The organism is Rhizobium sp. 42MFCr.1 (genome assembly GCF_000377185.1).
Lineage (GTDB): Bacteria > Pseudomonadota > Alphaproteobacteria > Rhizobiales > Rhizobiaceae > Rhizobium > Rhizobium altiplani.
Genome location: NZ_KB897822.1, coordinates 226630 through 238404, shown reverse-complemented (window position 1 = coordinate 238404; position 11775 = coordinate 226630). Strand labels below are relative to the sequence as shown.

Here is an 11775-nt window from a genome sequence, read left to right as displayed (position 1 = left end):
TTGTGAACATCGACCTTGATAACCTGGCCGTAGACGCTTCCTATCTGGCAGGCCGGTTTGGCCTGTCGGCAGAGACGCTTCGAAGCTACATGAAGCGGGGCCTTGTCCGTGGCACAGTCGAGGCCGGTATAGGTGACGACGCCGGCAGGACGCGCCTCTCGGTCCGTTTCGGCAACCGCATGTGGATTGCAATCGTGAGCTCAAACGGCAGCGTTTTGAGCGAAGAGACAAGATTTGTCGCGAAGGGACCGCAGGGCTCGTAATCGGGTACGAAACGGTTGCCCCACCCTGTCGCTTGTTCCCGCCCGTCTCGCTGGAGCGTTCCCTTGCTGACGGCTGCGACCTCCTGAGCGTCACAGAACCGTCATCGCGCGTCTTGCCGCCTCCCTTTTCGGCTGTCGGACGACCGCGCCGAAACGCTCGGCGCGGAACGCTGCCCGACACTCATTTTCCCCTGACGGTCAACGGCTTGCGGCCAGCGCAGAGCATCGGGGCATGCTCGAATGCAAACATTGCCAACGCAGCCATCCATCCGATCGCCGAAGTCAGCAATATCTGTGCAGTGAACGATGGCGCGATTTCTGCAAGCGGTCGCAGAAGAGCCACGAAGGCAAGAACGACATAGGATGCGTTCGTCATCCTGCTCGATTTGAGCTTGCGTCCAGTATGGCCACGAGTGGCACGCGTCATGACGGCCAGCATCATCAACGAAATGGCGCCGATGGCAAAGACATGCAGCACTGCGATCTGGGGTAGGCCTGCGGCACCAAGAGCGACGGCGGCAAATCCCAATGGGACGAAGGCAAAGGCGGCATGTAGGACGAACACGATCGGCTCCGCCCAAGTGGTCCAGCCGCGCCAACGGTACAGGCGAATGACATTCATCACCGTCGCGACAGCGGCGACGATGCCGGTCGCGATCGCGTCTGGCCAGACCGCCCAGGATCCGAGCGCGACTGCGCCCACGATGATCGTTGCCGCGTCATACCGATTGTACGGTACGGGAAAGTCGGTTCGCCCGAACTGGTTCAGCCAGTTGCGGGTAAAACTGGGAAGGATTCGCCCACCGACGATTGTCACCAACAGCACGTAGGCGCTCAGCCCGAGACGAATAGGCAGCTCGGGGCTTATCCCGTTGATTGCCTTCACCTGGAAGCAGATGTTGGCGACGGACAGGATGAAAAGCCCGGCGACAACCTTTAGGTCCTTCCATTTCTTGCCTGCGATTACTTCTCGCGTGCACAGGACAAGCATTGCGGGCAAGAAGAGGGCGTCGACAAAAGCGGCTGCCACAACTCCTGTAAGACCGCTCGCCAACATCGCGAGGCGGCCAGCGCACCAGATCGAGAACAGGAAGGCCAGCGGTCGCCCGGCTATCGGAAGTCTGCCCGTCCAGTTCGGTATCGCCGTGAGCAGAAATCCCGCCAGTATTGCCGGCGCGAAGCCGAACAGCATCTCGTGGGCGTGCCAATATAGTGTCCCATAGTCTTCAGCGACCGGAACGCCAAGCGTCAGGTAGGCGGTCCAGAGGCCCATGCTGACAATGCCCCAAAGCGCGGATGCGAGAAAAAATGGCCGGAAGCCATACGAGAAGAGGACAAGGCCGGTCCGCGACATGCCGCGGGGGACGCGCGTCTCGGCGTCCATGGTCTTCTGCATGATCGTAGTCTCCAAATTGACGGCCAAGCAATGCCAAGTTTTGGAGCGCAGGTCGTTGATATTACGCAAATAGGGACAGTACAACTTTGCGCTGCCACAAATAGCAAATTTGCTCCAAGTCAAAGAGTTTGACCGCCTTTTCTCTACTCTCCTTCTCGACAGGGCGAGGTTCGCTCGCTCTTCGACCACAGGAGTTGGGAAATGACAAACACTATGCAAATGACCCGGCGCACCATGCTGACCGGCGCCGCTGTCGCAGGGGCGCTTACACCCATCATCGTCGCGAGCACCGCTGCCCATGCCGACGATCATGCCGCCCCCGCGGAACTCAAGGGTGCCAAGAAGGTCGACCTGTCGAAGCTGGCTCGTGAAAAGGTCGAACTCGTAAAGCCGCCGTTTGTGCACGCTCACGATCAGAAGGCCAAGGGTGGGCCAAAGATCAAGGAATTCACGCTTACCATCGAAGAAAAGAAGATGGTGCTGGACAAGGACGGCACGGAAGTGAACGCCATGACGTTCAACGGCTCGGTCCCCGGCCCGCTGATGGTTGTCCACCAGGATGACTATGTTGAGCTGACGCTCATCAATCCCGAGACCAACACGATGCAGCATAACATCGACTTCCACGCCGCGACCGGCGGCCTTGGGGGTGGCGCTCTGACCGTCGTGAACCCCGGTGAAAGCACCGTCCTGCGCTTCAAAGCCACGAAGGCAGGCGTCTTCGTCTACCACTGCGCTCCTCCCGGAATGGTGCCTTGGCACGTGACATCGGGGATGAACGGCGCAATCATGGTGCTGCCGCGTGAAGGCCTGACAGACGGTCACGGAAAGCCGCTCGTCTATGACAAGGTCTATTATGTTGGCGAACAGGACTTCTACATCCCTCGGGACGAAACCGGAAAATTCAAGAAATACGAAAGCCCCGGCGAGGCCTACGAGGACACCGTTGCGGTGATGAAGACCCTTACGCCGACCCACATCGTCTTCAACGGCGCGGTCGGTGCACTGACTGGCGACAACGCGATGACCGCCAAGGTCGGCGAAACGGTCCTGATCATACATTCGCAGGCTAACCGCGACACGCGTCCGCATCTCATCGGTGGCCATGGCGAATACGTCTGGGCAACCGGCAAGTTCGCCAACGTGCCCGACATCGACCAGGAGACCTGGTTCATTCCGGGCGGTACCGCAGGCGCTGCGATTTACACCTTCGCTCAGCCTGGCATCTACGCCTACGTGAACCACAACCTGATCGAAGCGTTCGAGCTTGGTGCGGCGGCCCACTTCAAGGTCACGGGGGACTGGAACGACGATCTCATGACGTCGGTCAAGAGCCCGCAAGCAAGTTGACCATTGGCGGGGGAGGTGCGCGGACGGGGTGGTCCGCGCACCGTTCTTTATAAGGAGGCGCTACTCGCGAAAAGACCATGAACAGGCACGCTGAGACTGGATCGGTTTCAGGCATTTCGATCGCTATTCCACTCGCTCTTCTGGCCGCGCTCTCCGGAGCGGTTGCCGTGAAGGCGGGTTTTGCTTCGTCCGGTCAACACGACGGTGGAGTTACCGCTCCGGAAGTGGTCACCATACAGCCTCATTCTTTCGAGTATCGCGAGGCGACCGAATATTTTCGCAAGGGCCTTGCCGTCGACGCGCCAAAGCACGACGCGAAGGTCCGCCTCCCGCTCGACGTCATGAAGTTTCAGACGAGCCGCGCAGAATATCAGCGCTGCGTGCTGGACGGCGCGTGTGCACCGGCCGAATATGAAGGCCAGGCCGGGCCCGACCTGCCGGTCACAGGGGTGAGCTACGACGATGCAGTGCAGTACGCGGCATGGTTATCGCAGCGGACAGGCGAGAACTGGCGCCTGCCGAGCGACTTTGAACTTGCATATGCCGCAGCCGACCGCTTTCCTGACGATGCGCTTGGCATCGACGCCGACGACACGAACCCGGCGACACGTTGGCTTGCCGATTACGAGCGCGAGGCCCGCCGCGCGGCCTCGACCAACCCCAAGCCGCAGCCGAGAGGTTCGTTCGGCATCAGCACGACCGGCCTTGTCGACTTCGCGGGCAATATCTGGGAATGGACCTCCACCTGCAACAGGCGGGTCGATCTAGACAAGGCAGCAGAGGCGGAGACACTGGATCCAGCAGGCTGCGGCATTATAATAGCTTCTGGTAAGCACAGGTCGCCGATGAGCAGCTTCGTTCGAAATCCCAAGGGCGGGGGCTGCGCAGTCGGAGCGCCGCCCGACAATCTCGGTTTCCGGCTCGTCCGCCGTCCCACGTTTTTCCAGAGCGTGGTGGCGTTCGCCCGCAGGGCCGCAACGGACGCTCTTGGCCCCCATATCAGCGCCCACACGGAGCAGAACGAAAATGAAGGTTGATCGCGCAGTATTGAAGTCCCTGCCGCTCTTCGAACGGATGACGGACACTGATCTCGACACGATGCTCGAGCACGCTGTGCCGCGTCGCATCGCCCAAGGAGATACCGTTTTCGAGCAAGGGGCACAGGCGAAGTCGTTCTTCCTGCTGCTGCATGGGCGGCTCAAGGTGACGCAGGTGACGCAGGACGGCCAGCAGATCATTGTCCGGATGGTACACCCCGGCGACTTGTTCGGCTTCGCCATGGCGTTTCGCAGGACCGACTACCCAGGCACGGCCCGTGCCGCGGCCGAAAGCTTGATCCTCGGATGGCCGACGGACATGTGGGGACGCTTCGTCGAACAGAACCCACGCCTGGCGATGACTGCGATGCAGACCATCGGCCAGCGGCTTGAAGAGGCCCACGTCAGAATTCGCGAGATGTCGACGGAGGAAGTTGAAAAGCGCGTCGCGCACGCCGTGCTCCGCCTGTCCAAGCAGGCGGGAAAGGCCGACGGTGTTGGCATCCGGATCGACTTCCCGATATCGCGGCAGGATATCGCGGAGATGACCGGAACGACCCTTCACACGGTCTCACGCATCCTCAGCGCGTGGGAATCAAAGGGTATCGTCGAGGGCGGGCGGCAGAAACTCACCGTCACCGATCCGCAGCGCCTTCTGAAGCTGGCCGACGGCGAACGCGAGTAGACCGCCATGGCCGTGATGTTGGACAACGGCATACGGCTGCTTCTTTTGGCCGCTGGGCGCCATCCCTTCCGGGTTACGATCGCCGAGACCGCCGAGGCTTTCGGGGCGTCACACCCACACCTTGCGAAGGCAGCGAACCTTCTGGTTCGTCGCGGTTTTTTGGCGAGCCGGCGCGGCAAGAGAGGAGGCCTTTTCCTTGCGCGGTCGCCAGAGACGATCTGCCTTGCGGAGGTTGCCGCAGCGCTCGTTTCCTGCGAGGCCAGGTCGGATGCGCTGGACACTCTCCAAGGATGGCGGACGATAGAGCAAGGAGCTGCCCTCGCCTATAAAGGTCATCTGGCCAGACATACGCTCGCAGACCTCCTTAAACCCGCCAACTCAAGGTAGCTCCCCCTTGCACCTTTGAAGCGCTGCGGCATGCGGGATGTCTTCGCCATGCGTCGATATTCGCCTTCCGTTTCCCGATAACTTTGATGGAGGTCAAAGTGCGCTCTTGCCTGCTTCGCTAGGCTTCGTGCAGGCACTGAATCAATTGCTCGCTCAAGCGGGTTCAACGGAAAAGAAATGAAAAGAACCATGAGACCACAGCAGAAGCCGTTCGTCGTAGAGATCAAGAAGCGCAGAGCTCCCCGTGCGGCCGGAGCCGAACACAAGCCCGACCTTGATGCGCGCACCGGCAAGGTCGATACGGACAAGCTTTGCCGGCTGGTCTTCGGTCGCCTGCAGCGTTCCTGAAACGGGCTGATGCCTTGTGTGCGGCCGGCGATTTTTCCAAACCTTCCGGGGCACTCAGAAATCCTTCCGCACCAGCGGTTTTCCATCTCCATACTGTTTTGCGATGGAGAGCTTTGATCGGCCGCAATCGATGGTCACCGCATCTGATTGGTTTGCCTCGCCGACGGCTGAATGATGCCCTCTTCCGACAAGTGGTGTCCTTGCCAACGGGCCAGCAACCCTGGAGCGTTGCTAGCTGAACGCCGCCCAGCCGACTGCAAAGGTCAACGTCGGAAGCGCCAAGAGGCACGTCGCCAGGAGCCGCCGGCCGAGACGCCGGTCGTAGAGGCCAGTGATCTGGTGGCAAAGTGCGACAGACCAGACGGCGGCCGCCAGAACCAGCGCGCCTCTTAGATCGTCGACGATGGGCAACATGATCCCGTCCATCCGCAGCTGCGATATCGTGAGCGACAGAAGGCCCGTGAACAACGAAGCGGAAGCAAGGGGAATAAGGGATTGTGCGAGGTGATGCATCGGGCGGACGCGATTGCGAAGGATCCAGGCGCTCGCTGCCAGAGGGAACCCAAAAGCGAAGGTCGCCAAGGCAGCTGACAATGCGAGAAGCGCAAGCAGGGACACGGCGTCGACGATCGTCATGATATCGCCGGCTGCAGGATAGTTGGTCAACAGCCACCATGGCAGCCGTAACGAAAGCGGCCACATCAGCTGTGCGTCGAGGCAGGCTTCCACCAACCACTGGCGTACGGCCAGAAACCAGTCACTGCCCGACCAGGTGAGCGCTGCCGGGACGAGACCAAGCATGACCGGGAGCAACATCGCAGTCTCCCATCCGGTCGCCATCCGGCCGGATCCTCGCACGATGTCGATCGCCGGCTTTCGCCACGCCAGCCGGATCGCGCCCCTATGTCCGGAACAACGGCCGCACATGTGACAGGCGGCAGCTCCCTGCATGGTCTTGATGGGGACCAGGGGCGCACAGTTCACGGCATCAGGTCGGCCGCGTGGCGCGGGCCAGCTCGCCGGATCCACCCTGAAATGGAGGGGCGCTATCTTCGAAACGATGCCGAATACGCCGCTGACAGGACACAGGAACCGGCACCACACTCTCTTGGCCTTGCCATATCGAGCGCCTACGGCGATTGCTGCGAATGTCGAGCCGCCGAGCAGAAGTGCGGCCGGCTTGGGATACTGATAAATGCTCGTAAGCTGACCGTACACTGTGGTGGAAATGAACGACAGGACCGGCCAACCCGACCACTTCATCCAGCCAGGAATCGCCCTCCCCGCGCCCCGTTCACTGGCAAACTCCGAAAGCGCGCCTTCCGGGCAGAGTATCCCGCACCAGAACCTGCCGACGAGCGCCGTTGCAAGGATCACAAACGGCCACCAGAGGCCCCAGAACACAAATTGAGCAAAGCGCGTCAGGTTCGTCCATATGAAGTCGGTACTCGCAGGAAGAGGCAGGACGACGGGCACGACGAGAAGCGCCGCATAGCCTGCCACGATCCCCCATTGAAGGCGTCGGATGAACACCTGCCGCCGCAGGAGAAGATCGCCGAAGCCGCCAAGAAGCGCCTGCGCGCCAATCTGGATGGAGGTCATGCAGGAGCCTTCTCTCTAAGCGGCGGCATGTAAGCCAGAGAGGCGGTGAGCCAGTAGACCCCGATGCCCAGAAGAGGAAGAAGTTCTGGACGGGCTCGATAGCCTGCGAGCCCGGCGAGGAAGGCGCCGGCCCCCCTGCCATCGTCGAGAAGCCAGCTCAAGTCCCATAGCGGCGCGGTCAAGGGCGTCAGGATGCCAATGGAAATCGACTTGTCGATGACGGTCATGGCCAGGCCGCTGCCGAGGATGATGAGGAGCGCCTGACTGATCCGCGACAACACCTTCTTGGATGCCATCGCCGCACCGGTCCTAAACGCCCAGAACGTTCCCACGGCCAGCACCAGACCAATCGCTCCCGACACGAGGACAATGCCGGTCTGCCACCCTTCGGACGCGGAGAGCATTCCATAGAGAAAAATGACTGTTTCGGCTCCTTCCCGGGCTACGGCAAGCGCCGCCAGGCAAGCCAGACCCAGCCAGTTGCCAGCCCGTACATGCCCGAGCGCCTCATTGCGCAGTCCCCCGCTATCGCCCTGTTCCATCCGGCGCATCCAGAACACCATTCGCACCATGAGGACTGACGCCAGCGACGCCATGATCATCTGGAGTATTTCCTCGGCATCCCCGTCGAGCAGTGCGGAGGCCCGGCTCATGATCAACGCCAGGGCGGCGGCGAACAGGATGCCAGAGGCAACGCCCGCGGCAATCCATCCGACGGCTGTTTTTTGAGCAGAAGGCCCCTCCCGCAACGACCAGGTCAAAAGGATCCCGACGACGAGCAAGGCTTCAAATGTTTCCCGCCAGACCACGGATGCGATCTCGAAGGACTGCAGATAAAGATTCGCGCTCATTTGGCGACCATGCTCGCCGGTGGCATGTCGAGGTGAAAGTCGTCGAAGAAGGCATAGGTTCCGACATCCAACGAGCGAAACACGAGAAAGCTTGAGGCGCCCGGAGCGAGCACCTTTTCCTTGCGCAGCGGAATGCTTTCGAATTCGACCGGCGTCGAGCCGTCGTTGTGAAGCTCAAGCTTGAAACGCGTGTTGGCTGGCACCTCGATGACGGATGGCGAGATCATCCCGTTGCTGAAGTGAATCTGGATGATCGGATCGTCGCCCTGCGCAACGGCGGGCGTCACCGCGAGGCAGACCGAGAGCCCCGAAACGAGCGTCCGCAGCCACATCAGTAGCCGCCCTTCTTTCCGACACCGGCAAACACGAATTCATATTTCAGGGTAAATGCTTCAGGCCAAGCGGCTACTCCGGTCTCCTTGTCGACATGCCGGCCGAACGACATCATGCCGTGACCGCCAGGGTGCACGGTGAGTTCAAGCGCATAGCGGCCTGGCCCTGAGAGCTTGACGTTGTCGCCGTAGTGCGGCCCGTCGCTTGCGACCATCGCCTCAAGGGCACCCCCCTGTTCGGCGCCATTGTCCAGGTTCTTCACCCTGTATTCGACATGAAGACCCGGCACCCAATCGCCCTCGGCAAAGCCATTCGCGTTCTCGGCCGTGGCGTGTATGTCCGCTTCCAGATGAACGTCGGATTCGGCCGTTGCAAGCATCATTCCCGGAGGATCCATTTCGATCGGCTGAAGATAGACGGCTGCCACTTCCATCCCACCCGCAAGCTGCGGCGCTCCGATCGGATATTCCGCGGCGCGCACAGCAAAAGGCATGGCGGCGAGAAGAACAGGCGCGAGGCAAAGGCGGGTAGCTCGAAGCATTGTGTGTGATCCGTAAAAGGTGACTGAACGGCTCACCTTTATCAGCGCAATTGCCCCGCTCTTTGCGCTGGCGCAAAGATGAGGACTTCGCAAGGCTGATTTGACATTCCTCAACGCCCGTTCGTGCAGATCGTGCCATCGACAAGAAAAAGGAGGCGAGCGTGACCGAATTTCTAGCCGCGTTTGCGGTGTTTCTGGCGCTTCATTCGATCCCCGCTGCACCAGCGGTTCGCGCAGGCATCATCAGTCGGATTGGGAGGAGGACCTACTTCGTCGCCTATTCAGCTGCCTCGCTGCTGGCCCTGGCGTGGCTGTTTGCCGCTGCGCTGAAACTTGACTATGTGCCTTTGTGGGACCTGCAACCCTGGCATGCGGCGATCACGTTTGTCCTGGCTCCCCTGGGCGGCTTGCTGGTGATTGCAGGACTTATTAGTCCCAATCCCCTTTCGATCACCGTCCGATCATCGGAAAGACCTGGCGCCGTGGTTGGTATCACCCGCCATCCGGTTCTCCTGGGATTCGCGATCTGGGCAGCGGGACACATCATCGCCAATGGCGATCTGCGGTCCATTCTGTTGTTCGGCGGTTTCGCCCTCTTTGCCATCGGCGCCATACCGATGATCGAGAAGCGGGCAAAGCGGCGGCTTGGATCACGGTGGGAGAGCCTGGCTGCGCCGACCTCGATCCTGCCTTTCCGGGCGTTTCTGGCTGGAAGGCGACCCGCCTTCGACGTGCCCTTGGTCGCCTCCATTCTCCTGACTGGTATCCTTGTTGGCTGGCTTTTGTTTGGCGGCGGTCATGCCCTGCTTTTCGGCGCCGACCCTGTTGCAATATTCGGCTGATCGAATAACGCCTCGCCAAGCCAGGCGCGCGATTGATGCGGGACAGGAAGTCCAAGCAGATCGACTGCCCGACGAGCGAGGTGGTCTACCACCTCCTGGATGGACTGGGGCCGATTGTAGAATGCCGGCACGGGCGGCATGACGATCGCTCCCATTTCCGTGACGGTGACCATGTTGCGAAGGTGTCCGAGATGCAACGGCGTCTCGCGGGTGAGCAGGACCAGCCTGCGCCTCTCCTTCAGTTGAACATCCGCCGCCCGAGAAATCAGGTTTTGAGACAGGCCGGTGGAGATCGCTGCCAGCGTCTTCATGGAGCATGGCGCAACAATCATGCCGGTGACCGGAAACGAACCGCTCGCGATGGCCGATCCAATGTCCTTGTTGTCATATGTCCTATGTGCCTTGAGCAGCATGCGTCCGTGGGCTTCAGCCGAAACTTCGTGAGCGAGTGTCCGGCAGCCACTGTCGGAAACAACGAGATGCACCCTTACATTCAGCGAGACCAGCAGATCGAGCGCGGCGACGCCCAGCGCAGCGCCTGACGCTCCGGTCACTGCAAGCACGACATCCTTGTGTTCAGATACCCGCGTCACGTCGCAGCCTTTCCCATGTTTGCGCGGCCTTTTCCTCAAGGTTTTCGGGCATCTCCAGCACTCGACCCCATTCCCTTTCGGTCTCAGCACCGATCTTGTTGGTAGCGTCCAAGCCCAACTTGGCGCCGAGCCCGGACTTCGGAGACGCGAAGTCGAGGTAGTCGATTGGCGTGTTTTCCAGCACTACCAGGTCCCGCGAGGCATCGAACCGGGTTGCGACCGCCCACATGACCTCCTCCCACTTCCTGACGCTGATATCCGGATCGACGACAATGATGAGCTTCGTATAGTTGAACTGCGGGAGCATCGACCACAGCCCCATCATGATGCGGCGAGCCTGACCCGGATAGCGCTTGTCGATCGAAACGACGACTGCCCGGTAGGAGCAAGCTTCCGGCGGAAGCCACAGATCCCTGATCTCCGGAAACTGGCGCTTCACGATCGGGATGAAAAGCTCGGTCATCGCCTCGCCCAGCCGTGATGGTTCGTCTGGCGGGCGCCCGGTATACGTCGAGAGATACACCGGCGAGCGCCGCGTGGTTATCGCACTCAACCTGACGACTGGAAACGGCTCCACGGAGTTGTAGTACCCGGTATGATCTCCATAGGGTCCCTCTGGCGCCGTTTCCTCAGCGGAAACGTAGCCTTCGAGAACTATTTCGGCATTTGAAGGGACCGCAAGCGGGACAGTGAGCGCGCTGGAGACCTCGGTTCTCGATCCGCGCAGAAGGCCGGCGAAGTTCAGTTCGCTCATGCCTTCGGGAAGTGGAATGACGCCGGCGAGAAGCGTCGCCGGATCGGCTCCTATCACAACGGCGATCGGCATATCGAGGCCCTTACGCTGCCACAGCCGGAAATGCTTCGCGCCGCCACGATGGGCCAGCCACCGAACGATCAGCGACGACCGGTCGCGGACCTGCATCCGGTATATGCCCACGTTCACGTCCCTGGGGTCGTCGGGATTGCATGTAATCACCAGCGGCCAGGTCACGAGAGGCGCCGGCTCGCCTGGCCAGCACCATTGCACCGGAAGCTGCCCGAGGTCGATCTGCTGTCCCTTGTAGACGACCTCCTGAGAGGCAGCCGCCCTGCGCAAGCGAGGTCGCATGCTGCCCACCGCCTTGAGCATTGGCAGCTTGCTCCATGCATCGGCGAGCGACACGGGTGGTGTCGGCCGCTGAAGCTCGGCCAGGTCATCCGCGAGGCCCGTCAACCCCGCTTCGCCGACGCCAAAGCCGAGCTCGATCCGCTGCCTTGTACCGAACAGATTTGCAACGACCGGTATCGGGGAGCACCGTCCGTCGGCATTTACGGGGTTTTTGATGAGGAGGGCGGGGCCACCCTCGGAAAGCACTTTCTGGTGCAGGGCGGTCAGTTCATGCACGAGCGACACGGGCTCCTCCACGACAAGCAGCAGTCGTCGCTGCTGCAGGTCGCGAAGGAAGGACTGCAGGTCGCCATGGCGTTTGGCTTTTGGCTCTTCGTTACGCATGACGCTGAAATCGACGAGGAAACCGTCTTTGTCTTTGTCTCAGATCAAACAGAGC

Annotated in this window: 14 protein-coding genes; 7 read left to right on the top strand and 7 right to left on the bottom strand. The window is 60.9% G+C overall.

Annotated features, from left to right (window positions below; all coding sequences use genetic code 11):
• Window positions 1-2 precede the first annotated feature (2 nt).
• On the top strand, window positions 3-263 hold the full coding sequence (locus tag C934_RS0108100) for a DUF6522 family protein (RefSeq protein ID WP_018856209.1): 261 nt from the start codon (window positions 3-5) through the stop codon (window positions 261-263).
• A 181-nt stretch (window positions 264-444) separates the two neighbouring features.
• Here C934_RS0108100 and C934_RS0108095 read toward each other — a convergent pair whose 3' ends face one another.
• Window positions 445-1659, bottom strand: a complete 1215-nt coding sequence (locus C934_RS0108095) for an NnrS family protein (RefSeq protein ID WP_018856208.1) — start codon at window positions 1657-1659, stop codon at window positions 445-447.
• Window positions 1660-1860: 201 nt separating this feature from the next.
• Here C934_RS0108095 and nirK point away from each other — a divergent pair, with 201 nt between their 5' ends.
• From nirK to C934_RS34595, 5 genes are all read left to right on the top strand, one after another.
• Window positions 1861-3009, top strand: coding sequence for a copper-containing nitrite reductase (gene nirK / locus C934_RS0108090; RefSeq protein WP_026371659.1), 1149 nt, complete (start codon window positions 1861-1863; stop codon window positions 3007-3009).
• 77 nt (window positions 3010-3086) lie between these two features.
• Window positions 3087-4046: an SUMF1/EgtB/PvdO family nonheme iron enzyme gene (locus C934_RS0108085; protein ID WP_018856206.1), complete on the top strand. Its 960-nt coding sequence runs from the start codon at window positions 3087-3089 to the stop codon at window positions 4044-4046.
• Window positions 4036-4731, top strand: a complete 696-nt coding sequence (locus tag C934_RS0108080; RefSeq protein WP_018856205.1) for a Crp/Fnr family transcriptional regulator — start codon at window positions 4036-4038, stop codon at window positions 4729-4731. The genes C934_RS0108085 and C934_RS0108080 overlap by 11 nt, the downstream gene beginning before the upstream one ends.
• 6 nt (window positions 4732-4737) lie before the next feature.
• On the top strand, window positions 4738-5118 hold the full coding sequence (locus C934_RS36410; protein ID WP_025660782.1) for an Rrf2 family transcriptional regulator: 381 nt from the start codon (window positions 4738-4740) through the stop codon (window positions 5116-5118).
• Window positions 5119-5295: 177 nt separating this feature from the next.
• Window positions 5296-5466, top strand: coding sequence for a hypothetical protein (locus tag C934_RS34595; protein WP_156828727.1), 171 nt, complete (start codon window positions 5296-5298; stop codon window positions 5464-5466).
• A gap of 231 nt (window positions 5467-5697) precedes the next feature.
• On the opposite strand, the gene C934_RS0108065 is transcribed toward C934_RS34595, so the two are convergent.
• From C934_RS0108065 to C934_RS0108050, 4 genes are read right to left on the bottom strand one after another with little or no spacing between them, the layout of a single operon-like run.
• The gene (locus C934_RS0108065) at window positions 5698-7068 is read right to left on the bottom strand and encodes a 4Fe-4S binding protein (RefSeq protein ID WP_018856202.1); all 1371 of its coding nucleotides are present in this window, start codon (window positions 7066-7068) and stop codon (window positions 5698-5700) included.
• Complete coding sequence (locus tag C934_RS0108060; protein ID WP_018856201.1) at window positions 7065-7919, bottom strand: FTR1 family iron permease; 855 nt, start codon at window positions 7917-7919, stop codon at window positions 7065-7067. Before C934_RS0108060 ends, C934_RS0108065 begins: the two co-directional genes overlap by 4 nt.
• Entirely contained in the window at window positions 7916-8251 is a 336-nt protein-coding gene (locus tag C934_RS0108055) for a cupredoxin domain-containing protein (RefSeq protein ID WP_018856200.1), read from the bottom strand. Before C934_RS0108055 ends, C934_RS0108060 begins: the two co-directional genes overlap by 4 nt.
• The gene (locus C934_RS0108050; protein ID WP_018856199.1) at window positions 8251-8793 is read right to left on the bottom strand and encodes an iron transporter; all 543 of its coding nucleotides are present in this window, start codon (window positions 8791-8793) and stop codon (window positions 8251-8253) included. Before C934_RS0108050 ends, C934_RS0108055 begins: the two co-directional genes overlap by 1 nt.
• 161 nt (window positions 8794-8954) lie before the next feature.
• Between C934_RS0108050 and C934_RS0108045 the strand changes: the two genes are divergently transcribed.
• Window positions 8955-9635 carry an NnrU family protein gene (locus C934_RS0108045; protein ID WP_018856198.1) on the top strand — a complete coding sequence of 227 codons (681 nt, stop codon included), beginning with the start codon at window positions 8955-8957 and terminating at the stop codon, window positions 9633-9635.
• Here C934_RS0108045 and C934_RS0108040 read toward each other — a convergent pair.
• Both C934_RS0108040 and C934_RS0108035 read right to left on the bottom strand, forming a co-directional pair.
• Window positions 9590-10228 carry a UbiX family flavin prenyltransferase gene (locus C934_RS0108040; protein ID WP_018856197.1) on the bottom strand — a complete coding sequence of 213 codons (639 nt, stop codon included), beginning with the start codon at window positions 10226-10228 and terminating at the stop codon, window positions 9590-9592. The two genes, C934_RS0108045 and C934_RS0108040, sit on opposite strands and share 46 nt — an antisense overlap.
• Window positions 10212-11720, bottom strand: coding sequence for a UbiD family decarboxylase (locus C934_RS0108035; protein WP_026371658.1), 1509 nt, complete (start codon window positions 11718-11720; stop codon window positions 10212-10214). Before C934_RS0108035 ends, C934_RS0108040 begins: the two co-directional genes overlap by 17 nt.
• Window positions 11721-11775 lie beyond the last annotated feature (55 nt).

Bases quoted from the DNA above. Each gene is read 5' to 3' on its own strand.
- C934_RS0108095 (WP_018856208.1), bottom strand. From the start codon at position 1,659: ATGCAGAAGACCATGGACGCCGAGACGCGCGTCCCCCGCGGCATGTCG.
- nirK (WP_026371659.1), top strand. From the start codon at position 1,861: ATGACAAACACTATGCAAATGACCCGGCGCACCATGCTGACCGGCGCC.
- C934_RS0108085 (WP_018856206.1), top strand. From the start codon at position 3,087: ATGAACAGGCACGCTGAGACTGGATCGGTTTCAGGCATTTCGATCGCT.
- C934_RS0108080 (WP_018856205.1), top strand. From the start codon at position 4,036: ATGAAGGTTGATCGCGCAGTATTGAAGTCCCTGCCGCTCTTCGAACGG.
- C934_RS36410 (WP_025660782.1), top strand. From the start codon at position 4,738: ATGGCCGTGATGTTGGACAACGGCATACGGCTGCTTCTTTTGGCCGCT.
- C934_RS34595 (WP_156828727.1), top strand. From the start codon at position 5,296: ATGAAAAGAACCATGAGACCACAGCAGAAGCCGTTCGTCGTAGAGATC.
- C934_RS0108065 (WP_018856202.1), bottom strand. From the start codon at position 7,068: ATGACCTCCATCCAGATTGGCGCGCAGGCGCTTCTTGGCGGCTTCGGC.
- C934_RS0108060 (WP_018856201.1), bottom strand. From the start codon at position 7,919: ATGAGCGCGAATCTTTATCTGCAGTCCTTCGAGATCGCATCCGTGGTC.
- C934_RS0108055 (WP_018856200.1), bottom strand. From the start codon at position 8,251: ATGTGGCTGCGGACGCTCGTTTCGGGGCTCTCGGTCTGCCTCGCGGTG.
- C934_RS0108050 (WP_018856199.1), bottom strand. From the start codon at position 8,793: ATGCTTCGAGCTACCCGCCTTTGCCTCGCGCCTGTTCTTCTCGCCGCC.
- C934_RS0108035 (WP_026371658.1), bottom strand. From the start codon at position 11,720: ATGCGTAACGAAGAGCCAAAAGCCAAACGCCATGGCGACCTGCAGTCC.